This window comes from Lentzea sp. NBRC 102530 (genome assembly GCF_030269365.1).
Taxonomy (GTDB): Bacteria; Actinomycetota; Actinomycetes; order Mycobacteriales; family Pseudonocardiaceae; genus Lentzea.
The window spans coordinates 911,188-926,992 of record NZ_BSTF01000001.1; the positions used below are offsets into that span (position 1 = coordinate 911,188).

A 15,805-nucleotide genomic window follows, 5' to 3' on the forward strand; every position below is an offset into this window, starting at 1 on the left:
AACCACCATGCAGTACGACGTCGTCGACCTCATCATGCAGGACCACCGCGAGGTCGAGCGCCTGTTCGACGAGTTGAAGAACCACCCGGAGAAGCGACCTCTGCTGACCCCGGTGCTCTGCGGCCTGCTCGTCGCGCACAGCCGCGCGGAGGAGTCCGAGGTCTACCCCGCCGCGAAGGACGCCGGCGGTGAGGACGAGGTCGAGCACAGCCAGGAGGAGCACGCCGAGGCCGAGCAGCTGCTCGCCAAGCTGCTCGACACCGACTACGACTCGCCGCAGTACGAGAAGGCGCTCCAGGACGTCGTCGACTCCATCACCCACCACGTGGAGGAAGAGGAGAAGACGGTGCTGCCGGGCATGCGGCAGCGGCTCAGCGCGCAGCGCCGGTACGAGCTCGGCGAGCTGTTCGCGCGCAGCCGGGCCGACCACCTCGGTGAGCTGCCCGGCCAGGCGACCCGCGAGGAACTCCTCACCCAGGCCAAGAACCTGGGGCTGGAGGGTGCGTCGAGCATGAGCAAGGCGCAGCTGCGGCGCGAACTGCACAAGGCCGCTTCCCGCTGAGCGCCGGCCAGGAAGTCCTGTCCGCACCACGTGAGCCTTCTTCGCGTCTTCTTGCCGCACGCGGGGACCTCGCGTGCGGTCAGCGCGAACGAAAGCTCCCCGCGTGCACTCCAGCAACGTGAAGCACGCTCGCGAAAGCGGTGTGTCCCTGAGAGCGCTCGGGGCCGCGCCGCTAGGCGTTGTCGGTGCGTACGGTCTGGATGTGCACGGTGCGTGAGCCGGTGTGCGCGTCCCTGCCGTGCCAGCAGCGGTAGTTGTCGAGGACCAGGAGCTCGCCCTCGTCCAGCCTGGTCCGCGGCAACGTCCGCTGGACCCGGTCCACCTCCGCGTCGAACCGCGCGAGCAGCGCGGTGACGCGGTCGGCGTCCGGATCGCGGTGCAGGGGCACGACCCCGTCGGTGCGGCGGGTGATCCGTCTGCCCGTGCGGGTGTACTCGATGTGGCGGCCTACCCGTGGCGTTGCGGGTAGGCCGCGCGTCTGCGCCCAACGGCCGTAGAGGTCGACGTCCGTGCCGGTGAGGAAGTCCTTCAGCTCCGCGTCGAGCGAGTCGGTGAACTCGTGCGCGTCGAGCACGAACGACCGGCCCCCGTGCGGCGCCTGGGAGGCGAGCAGCACCAGCACGAAGTCCTCGTCGGGGTGCCTGCGGCGCACGGGTCTGCCGGCGATGTCGACGACCACGTCGAAGCTGTCCGCGTGCAGCCCCACGATCCCGCCGTCGACGGACCTGCGGGTCCGATGTGGGTAGAGCTCGCGCAACGCCGTGCCGAACAGCAGGGCGGAGGCCACCGGCAACGAGTCGGGGCTGTTCGGCAGCCCGGTGAGGATCACCGCGCCGGTGTCGTGCAACGTCCGGCGCGCGGAGGGGTCCAGCGCCGGGACGCGCTGGATGATCACCGGCGCGGCCCGAAGTCGCGCGACGACGGGACCAGCGCGGCCAGACCGGGAGCGGCGAAGCAGATCACCGCGCAGGCCGCGAGCACGGCCGGTGCGCCGAACGCCGAGATCGCCGGGGCGATCAGAGCCAGGCCGACCGGGGCGAGGCCGTAGGACATCAGGAAGTCCAAAGAGGACACGCGGGCGAGCTTGGACGGCTCGACCTCGCGCTGGGTCGCGGTGAACCACGGCACGTTGAACAGCTCGATGCCCAGACCCGCCACGGCGTACGCGGCGATCACGACGAACGGGTGGACCGGCAGCAGCAGGCTCAGCGGTGCGAAGCCGTACAGGGCGAGGCCGAACAGCGCGGTCCAGCCTGCGTGCCGCGGTCGCCAGCGGGCGATCAGCACGGCGCCGGCCAGCGCGCCGAGCGTGTAGGCGGTCAACGCTCCGGCGAGCACGGCCTCGGTGCCGTAGCGGTCGCGGCTGACCAGGGGGAGCACCACGCCGGTGGCCGAGTAGCCGGTGGCGATCACGGCCGTCAGCGCGCCCAGCCCGGCCAGGAACCACGGGTGCCTGCGGGCTTCGCGCACGCCCTCCCAGAAGTCGGCCACGAAACCCGAACCGGTGCCCGGCGCCGTCCGGCCGGTGCCCGCGGGCGGGACGAGGGCGGCGACGAGCCACAGCGCGCCGATGCCGAGCAGCAGCACCTGGGTGTTCAGCACCAGCGCCAGCAACGCGGTCAGGCCCGGCGCGACGAGGGTCGTCACGCGCACGGACAACGTCATCGCCGCGTTCGCTTGCTGGCGTTGCTCACCGTCGACCACCTCGGCGGTCAGCGCCTGGAACGCCGGGCGGCACGCGCCCTGGCCCGCGCCCATCGCGGCGGCGGCCACGGCGGCGACGATCAGCGAATCGCCCACGAAGGCGGCGAGGACCGGGGCCGCGAGCGCGGAGGTCAGACCGGAGATCAGCACGACCCGGCGGCGGGCGTAGCGGTCGGCGAGCACTCCGCTCACGGGAACGGCGGCGAGGAAGCCCGCGGTGCGCGCGGCGAGCAGAACTCCCAGTTCCACGGCCGTGATCGAGCGCGAGAGCACGGCCAGGCCCAGCACGAACGGCAGCGCCCAGGTCGCGATGCCCGACGCCGTGGTGGCGGTCCAGAGACGGAGAAATGTCGGGCTGCGCAGCACCGAGGGAGTGCGGCGCGCTGTGTCGTGGACCACTCGTTCGACCTTCCGGCAGGGTTGCAATGAAAATGATTGTCGTTACAGTAGCGCACACCGATCGAGTGAACTTCTCTGGAGGATCCGATGTCTCACCCCGCCCGGCTCGGCCTGGCGCTGGTCGCGGTTCTCGCCGCCGGCTGCGCCACACCGGGAGGCGCCGAAACCCCGGCAGCCGCGCAATCGGTGGTGGTGGACAGCTGCGGCAAGCAGCTGACGTTCTCCGGCACGCCGCAACGGGTGGTGACGCTCGACCAGAACTCCACGGAAACGTTGCTGGCGCTCGGGGTCCAGGACAAGATGGCCGGCACCGCGAACGTCAAGACCAAGGTCGCGCCGCGGTTCGCCGACGCCTACGCGAAGATCCCCGTGCTGTCGCCGAAGCTGCTCACCGCGGAACCGCTGCGCGCGGCCAACCCGGACATGGTCGTGGCGTCGTTCAAGGAGCTCTTCACCGCCGACCGCGCCGGAACGCGCGACGAGCTGGAATCCCTGGGCGTGCCGACGTTCGTGAGCGCGGTGAACTGCCCGGACGGCACGACCGCGCCGTTCGACCGGCTGTTCCGCGACTACGAGAACTTCGGCAAGATCTTCGGCATCCCGGAGAAGGCGAACCAGCTCGCCGCCGACCAGCGGGCCGCCGTCGCGGAAGTGCAGGCCGTCAAACGGGATCCCGTCAAGGTCGTCTGGGTCTACTCGGTGTTCAAGGGCGTCCCGTACGTGGCCGGGCGCGACGGCATGCCGAGCCAGATGAGCAAGATCGCCGGCGCGGTCAACGTCTTCGACGACGTGAACCAGGAGTGGCCCGAGGCGTCGTGGGAGGAGATCGCGCGCCGCGACCCGGACGTCGTCGTGGTCGGGGACCTGTCCGAGCGCGGCAACCCCGGCGACAAGGCGAGCGAGAAGCTCGCGATGATGCGTGAACACCCGGTCGTCTCGCAGCTGAAGGCGTTGCGGGAGAACAAGGTAATCGAACTGCCCGGCATCGAGATGGACCCGTCCGTGCGCACGGTCGACGCGTTGAAGGCGTTCGCCGCCGGTCTGGACGAGATCCGTGGCTGAGGCCGCGGTGCTGGACCCCGTCGTCGCATCTGTTCCAAAGCCCTTGCAGAGACGTAAGAACACCGCCGTCGTCGTGCTGAGCCTCGTCGTGCTCGTGGTGTCGATGGCGCTCGCCGTGCGGATCGGCGTGGGCGCCGGCTGGGCCGAGATCGGCCGGGCCGCGGGCTCGCGGCTCGGGCTCGCGGTCGTGCCGCTGCCACGCCTGCTGGACTCGTTGATCTGGGACCTGCGGCTGCCGCGGGTGTTGCTCGCGGCACTGGTCGGTGCGGCGCTGGCGGTGTGCGGCGCGGTGCTGCAGAGCGTCACGCGCAATTCGCTGGCCGATCCCTATCTGCTCGGAGTGTCCTCCGGCGCCTCGACCGGTGCGGTGGTCGTGGTGGTGCTGGGGTTCGCCGGGTCGCAGCTCGGGGTGACCGGCGGGGCGCTCGTCGGCGCGCTGGTGGCGTTCGGGCTGCTGATGCTGCTGCTGCGGCGCACCGGGCTGGACTCGTCGCGGATCGTGCTCACCGGTGTGGTGGTGGGACAGCTGTTCGCGGCGCTGACCTCGTTGATCCTGTTGTCGTCCGGTGACGCCGACAGCATCCGGGCCGTCACGAACTGGCTGCTGGGGTCGCTCGCCTCGGCGCGCTGGACGTCCGTCGTGGTGTGCGCGGTGGTGCTCGGCGTCGGCCTGCTGGTGGTGTGGCTGTGCTCGGCGGCGCTGGACGGGTTCGCGTTCGGCACCGACACGGCCTCTTCGCTGGGGGTCGACGTCCGGACGACGCGGATCGTGCTGCTGGTGACGACGTCGGTGCTGACCGCCGTGGCCGTGGCCGCCGTCGGAGCGGTCGGGTTCGTCGGGCTGATCGTGCCGCACGGCGTGCGGTTCCTGGTGGGGCCTTTGCACCGCAAGCTGTTGCCGTTGTCGGCCGTGGTCGGCGCGCTGTTCCTGGTCTGGACGGACGCGCTGACCCGCGTGGTGTTCGCGCCGCTCGAGGTACCGGTGGGCGTGTTCACCGCGCTGCTCGGCGTGCCGCTGTTCCTGCTGGTGCTGCGCAGGCGGGGTGAGCTGTGAAGATCGAGGTCACCGGGCTGAGCTGGGGTGTGCCGGGCAAGACGATCGTGCGGGACGTGTCGCTGGTCGTCTCGCCGGGGGAGACCGTGGGGCTGATCGGGCCGAACGGGTCCGGCAAGTCGTCCCTGCTGCGGTGCGTGGCGGGGTTGCGGGTGCCCACCGCCGGGGTGGTGCGGTACGACGGTGTGGAGATCGGGTCGTGGCCTGCTCGCGAGCGGGCGCGCAAGCTGGCGTTCGTCGAGCAGACCGCCGACACCGAGAGCGATCTCCGGGTCGCCGAGGTCGCGATGCTCGGCCGGACCGTGCACCGGTCGCGGTGGCGCGGGCCGTCCGCCACCGATCACGAGATCGTCGCCGCCGAACTGGCGAAGCTCGACCTGACGGGGCTGGCCGACCGGCCGTGGAAGCAGTTGTCGGGCGGCGAACGGCAGCGCGCGCATCTCGCGCGGGCGTTGGCGCAGCGGACGTCCGCCCTGTTGCTGGACGAGCCCACGAACCACCTGGACGTGCGGCACCAGCTCGAGTTGATGGAGCTGGCGGCGCGCACGCCGCAGACGGTGGTCGTGGCGCTGCACGACCTCGCGCTGGCCGCCCGGTACTGCGACCGGCTGGTGCTGATGCACGGCGGCACGGTCGTCGCGTCCGGTGCCGCCGAAGAGGTGCTGACCGCGCCGTTGCTGCGCTCCGTGTTCGACGTGGAAGCCGAGATCGGCCGCGACGGCCTGGGCCACCTGGCCGTGGGCTACCGCGAGCCGGTCCGATCTGGAGGGGGAACCGATGTCCACCGTGGATGATCTGATAGCCGAGGTGCTGGCGGGACGGCACGGTCCTGATCCGGCGGAGGTGCCGGCGACCAGCGTGTTCTGGGTGCACCACGGCACGCGGTTGGCGGGCGGGAACGTCACCTACCGCAACCAGTACGTGCTGGCGCGCGTCGGGACCGCGTTCGGTGCCTGCGCGTTCGCGGAGGGGGAGGCCGACCCCGCCGTCTGTGCGAACTACTCGGGTGCGCCGGTGTCGGTGCTGCTGACCGAGGCGCCCGCTCCGGTGCGGGTGGCGGCGCTCGACGCCTACCTCGGTTTCGTCCGTCCACATCGGACTTCCGACGCTGAGCGCGTGCTGCTTCCCGTTGGTACGCCCGAGGAGCGGGCGCAGGCGCGGGACGCGGCCGTCGCCGGTCTGCTGGACGTGCCGGCCGGCGCCAAGGTCGCGTTGATCGGCGTGGTCAACCCGCTGGTGGCGGCGATCCGGGAACGCGGTGCGGAGTGCCTGCCGTGCGACCTGGCGTTGCGCACGACGCAGTGGGGCGATGCCGTCACCCCGGACATGCGGGACGTGCTCGGCGTGGCGGACGCCGTCGTCGCGACGGGCATGACGATCGGCAACGGCACGTTCGACGAGATCGTGCGGGTGTGCCGGTCCCGCGAGGTGCCGCTGATCGTCTACGCCCAGACCGCGAGCGCGGTCGCCCGGCACTTCCTCGGCTCCGGGGTCACCGCCCTGTCCGCGGAGCCGTTCCCGTTCTCCCAGTTCAGCGCCGACGAGACAGCGCTGTACCGCTACCGGACATGAGAGAAGACGTGGACCACCACATCGCAGACGCCCTCAGCCGCCCCGCCCTGGTTCGCCTCGACTCCCGCACCTTGTGCCTGCGCTTCGAGACCATGAAGGTCGCGTCGGCGCTCGAGGCCGTCCGGTTCCTGCTGGAGCGCGGGACGATTTCTCGTGGTGACACGCTGGTGGACAGTTCCAGCGGCATCTACGCGCACGCTCTGGCGCTGGCCTGCCACCGGTACGGGCTGCACTGCCACATCGTCGCCTCCACGACCGTGGACCTGACGTTGCGCACCCAGTTGGAGATCCTCGGCGCCACCGTCGAGCCGATGCCGCCGTCGGCCAGCCTGAAGCTGGACCAGAGCCGGCGGGTGGCCAGGGTCCGGGAGATCCTGCGGGACCGGCCGCGGTACCACTGGATGCGGCAGTACCACGATTCCGTCCACTACCGGGGATACCGCGCCATCGCGGACCTCGTCCGATCCACTGTGGACTGCTCGCGGTTGTCGGTGGTGGGCGGGGTCGGGACCGGGGCTTCCACCGGGGCGCTGGTCTCGTTCCTGCGGGAGACCTCGCCGTCGGTGGAGCTGGTCGGGGTGCAGCCGTTCGACAGCGTCACCTTCGGCAGCGAGCACGTGCACGATCCCGAGATCATCATCGCCGGGATCGGTAGTTCCATCCCGTTCGGCAACGTCGACCACACCTTGTACGACACGGTGCATTGGTTCGGGTTCGATGCGGCGCTGTGCGGTGGCGTCGCGTTGTTGCGGGAGCACGCGATCTTCGCCGGGTTGTCCGCCGGGGCCGCCTACCTGGCTGCTCGGTGGGAGCAGCGCGTCGACCCCGAGCGGACCGTTGTGGTTCTGGCGCCGGACACCGGGCACCGGTACGTGGATGCTGCCTATTCCCGGCATGCTTCCGCGCTGCGGCCGGAAGAGTTGGAGCCACGGCAGATCTCGGAGTTGAGCGAGATGGACCTGCCGTGGTCCCGGATGCGGTGGGGGCGGGCCGAGGCTCCGCCCGGGGCCGTCGCGGCCGGATCGGCCGTCAGCGCTGCTGTGGCGGTCGCTTCCTGAAGGTGAGGGTGGCGAGGATGGCGATTGCCCGCTGGCGGGCCGTTGCCCTGGCCAGGGGGCCCTGGCTCAGCTCTTTGGCCAGGTCCGGGTCGGAGGCGCGCAGGCGCCGTTCTATGTCGATGAGCCGTTGCTGTTCCTGACCACTGAGCATGTCCCGCTCCCCAGGTCGGTTCGGCCTGCCGTCCATCGGGGTGGCTACCCGGGGGTGGTCAGGGCCAAACCCGTCCAGTTGGGCGGGTGGCTGGGTTCGGCGCGAAGACCTTGACGGGCCTGGTCGAGGCATCGCCGCTGGCGCGTCGATGGGGATTGGGGCTTGACTTCGAGGCCCTTGCGAGGTGCTGGTCGTCCCGGAAAGGCCGGGCTGAAAAGCGCCCGGCCGATCCGCGAGGGGCAGCACCTCGCACCCGGAGTCAAGCCCCAATCCCTTCAGGTGCGTGGTTGCGTGACACCGCACGTCACCACACCGGCTCGACGGTTCAGCCAAGACGGTCGGCTCGCCTGCGGCATCGCGTTGGGTCTTGGCTGCATGGCGCTCAGCCGGCCAGAGCTGCCTCTGTCCCGTTACTCACCCGTTGGCTTTGGGGTCCGGCGGTAGCGGGTCCGGGCCTGGCGGCCTCGGTGGGGCCGTCGGGTCCGGGTTGGGGGTCAGCGGGTCGGGTGGCGGACCAGGCCTCGGGGGATTCGGGGCGGGTGGGGCCGGTGGCTGGAACGGGTCCGGCGGGCGGGGCTGGTCTGGGCCCGGCGCCGGGGGCTGGTCCGGGCCCGGCGTGGGTGGGACTGGGTTCGGCGGTGGTACCGGTTGGTTCATGGTGTGCGGGTACCCGGTGTGTAAACCCTGGTCGCGGGGCATTCGTGGCCACTTCGAATTACACCGAACCAGCTAATGCGCGGCGGTTCGTGTCCGACAATCCGTCCAGATTCTGTTTGGGACCGGCAGATCGGGGCGAGGGTGGCGCTGTCCAGGGGTGGGTTGCAGGGGTGGTTCGTCGGTTCCGAGCAGACTCGCGGGCTGCAGTTCAGCGGGGCCGTCGAGTTGGTGCGGTTGCTGGATCGGTTGTCCTCGCGGCCTCGGTGGCCCGGGCGGGACGTGCCGTTGCCGATCGTGTGGTTGCGGCGGCCCGCCGGGGTGGAGAGCCCGGTGGAGGCGCTGGCCAACCGGCCCGTCGCCGCTCGGGGGCGGCGCGTGCCTTATGCCCACGTCGATGGGGCCCAGGTGGATCGGCGGCGGTTGCTCGACGACGTCGTCGGGCAGTTGGCCGGTGAGGTTCGCGGGGTGCCTCGGTTGCGGTTTCCGCATTACGCGCTGGCCGGGTGGTTGCTGGACCTGTCGTTGCCCGCCGGGGTCGAGGCGGACGACGAGGAGCGCGAGATCGCTCGTGAGTTCCGGCAGCACCTGAGGCGGCGGGTCCGGGTCACCGCGGACGGGGCCCAGGACCTGGCTCAGGACTTCCCGTGGTGGATTCGGCTGATCATCGGGGTGATGCCCCGGATCGGCCTGGCGGTGATGGCCCTGGTGTGGCGGCCCGCCACCTGGGTGGGGGAGCAGGCTTTCGGCGGGCGGTCGCGGCGTGGGCTGTACCGGTTGGCCAGGGCCGTGGTGAAGGAGGGGCTGGCGGAGCGGCACGCCGACGAGGTCGGCGACCTGTTGGTGCGGGCGTTGCTGGAGGACCTGCGGCGGTCGCACCGGCGGTGGACCCCGTGGGGGACCGGGCGGCGGCGCACCGGGAACCCCTGGCTGCTGGTGGACAACGCGGAGGGGCAGTGGTTGCCCGGAGCCGTGGCGAAGGCCCGCAGCGGGATCCGCAGCGGGCAGTCCTGGCGGGCCAACCCGTTGAGCAAGCCCGATCCGTTGCTGGTGGTGGCCGCGGCGGAGTCCGAGGAGGTGCCGCGGACGCACGCCGCTGACGCGCTGGCCGGGTACCACGACTGGCTGCGGCAGTTGTCGCGGTCGGACGACTGGGTGTTGAAGCTGGACACCGACGCCTCCGAGCCGGCGCGCGGGGTGATCGGGGCGTTGTCGGAGTTGCCGCCGATGCGGCTTCGGCGTGCGCTGGCGGCCCCTGTGGTGTTGCTGGTGCTGGCCGGGTTGCTGGTGGCGGTGCCGTTCGTCAACCACGGGCGGTGTGAGGAGTGGTGGTCGCCCTCGTTCCGGTCGCCGCTCGAACGGGTCGGCGCGGAGTGCATCGGGGTGTCGGCGGATCCGGTGCGGCACTTCGTGCCCGACACGGTGCCACCGGAGATCCGGTCCGACCTGGTGGACGCGTACGGGCGGATCGTGGCCGAGAACCGCAAGGCCGAGACCCGGCCGGACGCGATCACCATCGTGTTCCTGAGCGTGCTGACTCCCAGCACCTCCAACAGCTTCCAGGCGTTGGTGGAGGAGTTGCGCGGCGTCTGGGTGGCGCAGAAGACCAGTGACGTGCCCATCCGGATGTTGCTCGCCAACGGTGGTGAGGGGCCGGGCGGACGAGGGCTCGCGTCCGGGGACGTCGCGACCGACAAGATCATCGAACTGGCCGCGCGGGACCGGAGCGTGGTCGCGGTGACCGGGCTGTCGATCAGCACCGACACCGCCCGGTCCGTGGTGAAGCGGTTGGGCAGCGACGCTTTGCCCATCATCGGTACGCTCACGTCGGCCGACGACATGGCCCTGATCAACGAGTACTACTACCAGATCGCGCCCAACAACCTCCGCGAGGCGCGGGTCGCCGCCTACTACGCGAAGACGCGGCTGAACGTCACGGACGTGGCGATCTTCTACTCCGGTGACCCCGCCGACCGGTACAGCCAGAACCTCGCCGAGGACGCGAAGGCCTCCTTCGGCGAACGGGGGATCACGGTCAGCCAGTACAAGTCGTACCGCGTCGCGAACGACGACGAGGGGCTGGCGCCCGCGAGCCTCGGCCAGGGCGCCTGCCTCACCGAGACGAAGCCGGGGTACGCGATCTTCTACGTCGGCCGCTCGCAGAACCTCGCCGAGTTCCTGCGCGGCATGAACAGCAGGTGCCAGGGCCGCACCCCGCCGGTGATCGCGAGCGACTCGTCCACGCGGTTCATCCTCGAGGGGACCATGACGCAGTTCCCCAACGTGCAGCTGGACTACGTGTCGTTCGCGAGCCCCGCCGCGTGGCGGGACTGCGCGAAGGTGCCGTTCTACAAGAACTACCTCGACGCGTTCCGCAAGGACTGCCGGTCGATCGGGGACGGCCGGTCGGCCAGCGCCTACGACGCGATGCAGGTGCTGGCCGAGGGCGTGCGGCAGGTGCGCCGCACCGACCCCGGCGCGCGCGTGCGCGAGGGACTGCTCGCGGGCATCGGCAGCATCCGGCCGGACAACGCCATCCAGGGCGCGACCGGCACCATCGGCTTCGGTGCCAGCACGCGGTTGCCGTCCAACAAGGCCGTGCTGGTCCTGCGCGGCAACGAGGACACGACCTCGACGCCGTTGCTGCTGTGCGGCGAGTTGCCGTTCCGCGAGGACCTGGTCGAGCTGCCGGACGTGGAGGGCTGCCCGCGAGACCTCCAGTGAACGCAGTGGTGTGGCTCAGCACGCCGGCGCGGGTGCCCCGCCCCCGTGCTGGGCCACACCGCTCAACGCTCCGGGCCCAGCACCGGCTTCACGTCGACGATCGGCGTGCCGTCGATCGCCTCCAGGTGCGCGACCCGCACGCTCAGCCCGTCGACCTCGGTGATCCGCACGTGGTGCAGGCCGATCGGGTTCGGGCGGTCCGGCGACCGGGTGGAGAACACCCCGGTCTCCGGGCGGGCCGGGTCGCTGCGCGGGTGCACGGCCAGCACCGACCGGTCGGCCCGGTCGAGCCACGTGAGCACCAGGACGTCCTGGCCCGGGATCAGTTCCCGCATCGCCCGCGCGTACTCGGGCGCGAACACCAGGGCCGCCTCCGGTGCGCCCTCGTCGGGCTGCTTGGGCGCGGCGGCGCGGTCGGTGAGGGGAGATTCGACGTGGCCGATGGGCTGCAGTTTCATCAAGTCCCGCAGAAGGTCCGGTAGGTGGCGCTGAAATCCCGCGGCGCGGGAGCCGAGAAGTATTCCAGGCCGGGTCGTTCGCCGAACGGGGAGGTAACCGCTTTCAGCAACCGGTGGAACGGGCCCATGTCGCCGTCCGCGCCGGCCGCCAGCGCCTCTTCCACGAGGTGGTTGCGCGGGATGTAGACGGGGTTCACGCGGTCCATCACGCCGGCGTCCGGGCCGAGTTCGCGCCAGCGCGCGATCCAGGCGTCGATCGCGGCCAGGTCGAGGAACAACGACCGCGCGGGTTCCGCGTCGCCACGGGCGGCGTGCGACAGCAGGTGGAAGAACGACGTGAAGTCGACGTGGTTCTCCTGCATCAGCGCCAGCAGGTCCGTCAGCAACGGCTTCACGTCGCCGGACACGCCGAGTTTCGCCGCCATCCCGCCGATCCACGCCTGCTCGAAGTGAGCGTCGAACGTCCGCAGCGTCGCGAGGGCCAGCTGCACGGCCTCGTCCTCGTCGTCGGCGAACAACGGCAGCAACGCCTCGGCGAGCCGGGCGAGGTTCCACTCGGCGATGATCGGCTGGTTCCCGTACGCGTACCGGCCGCGGTGGTCGATGGAGCTGTACTTCGTCGTCGGGTCGTAGGCCTCCATGAACGCGCACGGGCCGTAGTCGATCGTCTCGCCGGAGATCGTCATGTTGTCCGTGTTCATCACGCCGTGGATGAACCCCACGAGCATCCAGCGCGCGACCAGGGACGCCTGCGCGGCCACCACGTGCCCGAACAGCTCCAGTGGGGTGCTGCCGGGGTGGTGCCGGGCGATGGCGTGGTCGGCGAGACGGCGCAGCAGGTCGAGATCGCCCGTGTTGCGCGCGTACTGGAAGCTGCCGACGCGCAGGTGCGACGCGGCCACGCGGGCCAGCACGGCGCCGGCCAGGGGTTCCTCGCGCTGCACGACGTGCCCGGTGGAGACGACGGCGAGCGCCCGGGTCGTCGGGATGCCCAGTGCGTGCATGGCTTCGCTGACGACGTATTCGCGCAACATCGGGCCGACGGCGGCGAGTCCGTCACCTCCGCGGGCGAACGGCGTGCGCCCCGAGCCCTTCAGGTGGAGGTCGCGCAACCTGCCCTCGGCGTCGGTCAGTTCGCCGAGGAGCAACGCGCGGCCGTCGCCGAGCCTGGGGCTGTACCCGCCGAACTGGTGGCCCGCGTACGCCTGCGCGACGCCGGGGGCGTTGTTGCCCGTGAGAAAGGGCAGACCTCCTTCGGTCAGCCAGTCCGGATCGAGCCCGATTTCCCTCGCAAGCTGCTCGTTGAGGACGAGGAGTTCCGGCTCGACGACCGGTTCGGCCTTCCACGAGACCGCCATCTCGGGGACCGCGGTCGCGAAATCGCTGCTCAGGCTGATGTCCACGCCTCCAACGGTACCGGCTGCTTTCCGGAACGCGTGTGATCGCGGTCTCAACTCGAAGTTCGTCGAACCGTTCTGAGAGCGCGCGCGTGTCAGTGGTGAACAGGTTGTCGAGTCCACTCAGGAATGAGAAAAACCAATGCGTCGCAAGCAAGTTGGGATCGTTGCTGCCCTTTTGGTGGTCGGTGTCGTCACGCTGACCGCGTGCGGCCAGGGCGCCACGCAGTCCGGCTCTGCCGCCCCCGCCCAGGAGCAGGCCCAGGCTGAGAACGCGGCCGACAACGCGGTCGAGACCGACGCGACGTCCGGTGTGGATCTGTTGCGCGGCACCGCGAACTCCAACAAGGCCGACCAGAACACCGGTGACCGCGCCCCCGAGGACGCGCCGGTCGCGACCAAGCAGAAGTGGGTCGAGCTGCGCGCCGGCAACGCCGGTGGCCTGGAGCCCGCTGTCGTGAACGGCAAGGGGCTCTCCGTTTACTGGTTCAGCGACGACCCGGTCGGCGGCGGCGTGTCGAACTGCAACGGAGAATGCGCCAAGACCTGGCCCGCCATCACCGTCACCAAGGGCACGCGGCTGTTCTTCCCCGGCATCCGCAAGGAGAACATCAGCTTCATCAAGCGCCAGGACGGCCAGTTCCAGGTCGCGATCGGCGGTCGCCCCGCGTACCTCTTCAACAAGGACAAGAAGGCCGGCGACATCCTCGGCCAGAACGTCGGCGGCAAGTGGTTCGTGATGAACCCCGAGGGCAAGCGCGCCGTGCCGAAGGCGGAGGCCCCGGGTCAGGGCAACGGGCAGCAGGGCCAGCCGGCGCCGGGCGCCAAGCCCGCGAACTCGGTGACCTTCTTCAGCGGCAGGAACCAGAAGGACTTCGGCGACAGCTTCGCGGTCGGCGTCAAGGTCGAGTCGAAGTGCGCCGACCTCCGCGGCGGCTTCCTGTCGCTGAACCCGGACGGTGCCGTGAAGATCTGGTCGGAGCCGGGCTGCAAGGGCAAGTCCGCCGTCGTGAGCGCCGCGGTGAACGACGCGTCCGCCGCCCCGATCGGCTTCCCCGAAGGCGTGAAGTCCTACATCGCCGCCTGACCCTGATCGGGTGAACGACCCGGGCCGCCAGAGCTACCCCCGCTCTGGCGGCCCTTCCGTCTCGCTACGCTCCTGGCATGCGCTACTCCGCCATCGCGCTGGCTTTGCTGCTGCTCGGGTGCGGTACCGGGACCTCGTCCCTGCCCACGATCACCCCGGCCTCCACCACCGCCACCGGCTCACCGCTGCCCGATCTGCAGCCCCGGCTCGACGCCATCGGCGTCCTGCTCACCGACTGCGCCGCCCGCCTGCGCGGCGAGCCCGTCGCCGCCGCCGACAACTGCGCCCACGTCATGCCCGACGTGACAGGCGTGATCGACGAGGTCGAGAAGCAGTCGGCCAAGCTGCCGCCCGCGGGCCAGACCGCCCTCACCGACGTGCGCCGCCAGCTCGCCGAGATCGGCTCGTGCGAACCCTGGTTCGCGGCCGGCGGGCAGAGCGCGGACGGCGACCTGAACGCCCGCTGCAAGAAGGCCTGGGACGCGCTGTACAAGGGCTACAACGCGGTCCGCAACGCCGCCTAGGTCCCTCACCCGCGCCTGCCGCCCGACGGACTTGCAGGACAGGGACTAGTCCACAGTGGACGGCTCCGCCGGGAAGCGGGTCGTGAGCTCGGCCGAGATCTCGTAGTGGCGCACCAGGAACGTGCGTTCGTCGAGCTTCTTGCGCCGCAACCAGCCCGTCACCTCGGCGTTGCACTTGCTGGCGTTGCACGATCCGCACGCGGGCACGACGTTGCCGAGCGTGTACCTGCCGCCGCGGGAGATGGCCTGCACGCAGTCCTTCTGCAACGCGGCGGCGGGTGCCGTGCAGTACGCGCAGCCGCCCCACGCCGCCTTGAGGGCGTCCCACTGGGCGTCGGTGAGGTCGTTGACGACGCGGGCCATGCGCTTCTTCCGCTTGCGCGCGGCCCGAACCTGTTTGCTACCGCCGGTCGGCACGATGGGTGAGACTACGCGTCGCGATGGTCAACAGGTCGGAGGCGGGGCCGCGCGGTGTCGTGCCGGACGGCCAGACCGCCCGCAGCGCGCGGTGCAGGTCGACGTCGCCGACCTCGATCCGGACGAGCGTGCGGGCCGCGAGGTCGGCCTCCACGGTGTGCACGCTGAGCACCGCCGGGCCGATGCCGCCGATCGCGGCCGCCTTGATCGCGGTGGTCGACGACATCTCCAGCAACGGGTCCGCCGACTCGGCGATGCCCGCGGCCTGCAGCGCGTGCTCCCAGGCCTGTCGCGTGCCGGACCCCGGCTCCCGGCTGGCCAGCGGCGTCGCGGCGGCCTTCGCCGCGGTGACCCGGCGGCGGCGGGCCCACGGGTGGCCGGGTGCGACGACGAGCACCAGTTCGTCGCGGGCGACCACGCGGGTGGCGAGTCCCGCCGGCACGTCGGTGCTCTCGATGAACCCCAGGTCGGCGCGGTCGGCGAGGACCTGCTCGGAGACGTGCACGGAGTTGCCCGCGGACAGCACGGTCGCGGTGCCGGGGCTCACCTGGCGCAGCGCGATCAGCCACGCGGGCAGCAGGTACTCGGCGACGGTGAGGCTCGCGGCGATCCGGAGGTGGCTCTGCCGGTCGGCGCGCAGGCTCGTGATGCCGGCGTCGAGGTCGGCAGCCTTGGCGATCACCTGCGCCGCCCAGCCCGCCACCAGCTGACCGGCGGTGGTGAGCTTCGCGCCGCGCGGGGTGCGTTCGAGCAGCGTCACGCCTACGCGGGCCTCGAGGGTCCGCAGGCGTTCGCTGGCGCTCGGCTGGGACATGCCGTGCGCCAGCGCGGCCCGGCCGATGCTGCCCAGTTCGGCGACGCTCAGCAGCAGGTCAAAGCTGGTGAGGTCGGTGACCCTCGGCGGCAGAGGCATAGGGACAGCCTATGTGCACATCGGCGGTTGCCGCCTACCGAGGTGGATTCGAACGGACGATCGTCATGT

At 71.1% G+C, this 15,805-nt stretch carries 16 protein-coding genes; 9 read left to right on the forward strand and 7 right to left on the reverse strand.

Annotated features, from left to right (window positions below):
- Positions 1-7 precede the first annotated feature (7 nt).
- Entirely contained in the window at positions 8-562 is a 555-nt protein-coding gene (locus tag QSK25_RS03985) for a hemerythrin domain-containing protein (protein ID WP_285632781.1), read from the forward strand.
- Positions 563-734: 172 nt separating this feature from the next.
- Here the strand turns inward: QSK25_RS03985 and QSK25_RS03990 are convergent, their stop codons facing one another.
- The gene (locus tag QSK25_RS03990; RefSeq protein ID WP_285632785.1) at positions 735-1,457 is read right to left on the reverse strand and encodes a TauD/TfdA family dioxygenase; all 723 of its coding nucleotides are present in this window, start codon (positions 1,455-1,457) and stop codon (positions 735-737) included.
- On the reverse strand, positions 1,454-2,665 hold the full coding sequence (locus QSK25_RS03995; RefSeq protein ID WP_502881800.1) for an MFS transporter: 1,212 nt from the start codon (positions 2,663-2,665) through the stop codon (positions 1,454-1,456). The genes QSK25_RS03990 and QSK25_RS03995 overlap by 4 nt, the downstream gene beginning before the upstream one ends.
- An 87-nt stretch (positions 2,666-2,752) precedes the next feature.
- Between QSK25_RS03995 and QSK25_RS04000 the strand changes: the two genes are divergently transcribed.
- Genes QSK25_RS04000 through QSK25_RS04020 form a run of 5 tightly spaced genes read left to right on the forward strand, consistent with a single transcriptional unit; the run spans position 2,753 to position 7,411 of the window.
- Positions 2,753-3,727 carry an ABC transporter substrate-binding protein gene (locus QSK25_RS04000; RefSeq protein WP_285632788.1) on the forward strand — a complete coding sequence of 325 codons (975 nt, stop codon included), beginning with the start codon at positions 2,753-2,755 and terminating at the stop codon, positions 3,725-3,727.
- A 43-nt stretch (positions 3,728-3,770) separates the two neighbouring features.
- On the forward strand, positions 3,771-4,781 hold the full coding sequence (locus QSK25_RS04005; RefSeq protein WP_285632791.1) for a FecCD family ABC transporter permease: 1,011 nt from the start codon (positions 3,771-3,773) through the stop codon (positions 4,779-4,781).
- Positions 4,778-5,575 carry an ABC transporter ATP-binding protein gene (locus QSK25_RS04010; protein WP_285632794.1) on the forward strand — a complete coding sequence of 266 codons (798 nt, stop codon included), beginning with the start codon at positions 4,778-4,780 and terminating at the stop codon, positions 5,573-5,575. Before QSK25_RS04005 ends, QSK25_RS04010 begins: the two co-directional genes overlap by 4 nt.
- A complete protein-coding gene (locus tag QSK25_RS04015; protein ID WP_285632797.1) occupies positions 5,559-6,353 on the forward strand; it encodes a Rossmann-like domain-containing protein in 795 nt (264 codons plus the stop codon). Before QSK25_RS04010 ends, QSK25_RS04015 begins: the two co-directional genes overlap by 17 nt.
- Complete coding sequence (locus tag QSK25_RS04020) at positions 6,350-7,411, forward strand: pyridoxal-phosphate dependent enzyme (RefSeq protein ID WP_285632800.1); 1,062 nt, start codon at positions 6,350-6,352, stop codon at positions 7,409-7,411. The genes QSK25_RS04015 and QSK25_RS04020 overlap by 4 nt, the downstream gene beginning before the upstream one ends.
- On the opposite strand, the gene QSK25_RS04025 is transcribed toward QSK25_RS04020, so the two are convergent.
- Positions 7,383-7,562 (reverse strand): DUF3040 domain-containing protein, encoded by a 180-nt coding sequence (locus QSK25_RS04025; protein WP_285632803.1) that lies wholly within the window; start codon positions 7,560-7,562, stop codon positions 7,383-7,385. The two genes, QSK25_RS04020 and QSK25_RS04025, sit on opposite strands and share 29 nt — an antisense overlap.
- A 798-nt stretch (positions 7,563-8,360) precedes the next feature.
- Here QSK25_RS04025 and QSK25_RS04030 point away from each other — a divergent pair.
- On the forward strand, positions 8,361-10,940 hold the full coding sequence (locus tag QSK25_RS04030; protein ID WP_285632806.1) for an ABC transporter substrate-binding protein: 2,580 nt from the start codon (positions 8,361-8,363) through the stop codon (positions 10,938-10,940).
- 62 nt (positions 10,941-11,002) lie between these two features.
- Here QSK25_RS04030 and tsaA read toward each other — a convergent pair whose 3' ends face one another.
- Both tsaA and QSK25_RS04040 read right to left on the reverse strand, forming a co-directional pair.
- The gene (tsaA, locus tag QSK25_RS04035; RefSeq protein WP_285632809.1) at positions 11,003-11,398 is read right to left on the reverse strand and encodes a tRNA (N6-threonylcarbamoyladenosine(37)-N6)-methyltransferase TrmO; all 396 of its coding nucleotides are present in this window, start codon (positions 11,396-11,398) and stop codon (positions 11,003-11,005) included.
- Positions 11,398-12,801: a protein adenylyltransferase SelO gene (locus QSK25_RS04040; RefSeq protein ID WP_285632812.1), complete on the reverse strand. Its 1,404-nt coding sequence runs from the start codon at positions 12,799-12,801 to the stop codon at positions 11,398-11,400. Before QSK25_RS04040 ends, tsaA begins: the two co-directional genes overlap by 1 nt.
- 136 nt (positions 12,802-12,937) lie before the next feature.
- Between QSK25_RS04040 and QSK25_RS04045 the strand changes: the two genes are divergently transcribed.
- Positions 12,938-13,882: a COG4315 family predicted lipoprotein gene (locus QSK25_RS04045; protein WP_285632815.1), complete on the forward strand. Its 945-nt coding sequence runs from the start codon at positions 12,938-12,940 to the stop codon at positions 13,880-13,882.
- 77 nt (positions 13,883-13,959) lie between these two features.
- A complete protein-coding gene (locus tag QSK25_RS04050; RefSeq protein ID WP_285632818.1) occupies positions 13,960-14,406 on the forward strand; it encodes a hypothetical protein in 447 nt (148 codons plus the stop codon).
- A gap of 45 nt (positions 14,407-14,451) precedes the next feature.
- Here QSK25_RS04050 and QSK25_RS04055 read toward each other — a convergent pair whose 3' ends face one another.
- Together QSK25_RS04055 and QSK25_RS04060 are read right to left on the reverse strand one after the other, a co-directional pair.
- Positions 14,452-14,823 (reverse strand): HNH endonuclease, encoded by a 372-nt coding sequence (locus QSK25_RS04055; protein WP_285632821.1) that lies wholly within the window; start codon positions 14,821-14,823, stop codon positions 14,452-14,454.
- Positions 14,807-15,736 (reverse strand): LysR family transcriptional regulator, encoded by a 930-nt coding sequence (locus tag QSK25_RS04060; RefSeq protein WP_285632824.1) that lies wholly within the window; start codon positions 15,734-15,736, stop codon positions 14,807-14,809. Before QSK25_RS04060 ends, QSK25_RS04055 begins: the two co-directional genes overlap by 17 nt.
- Positions 15,737-15,805: the final 69 nt, after the last annotated feature.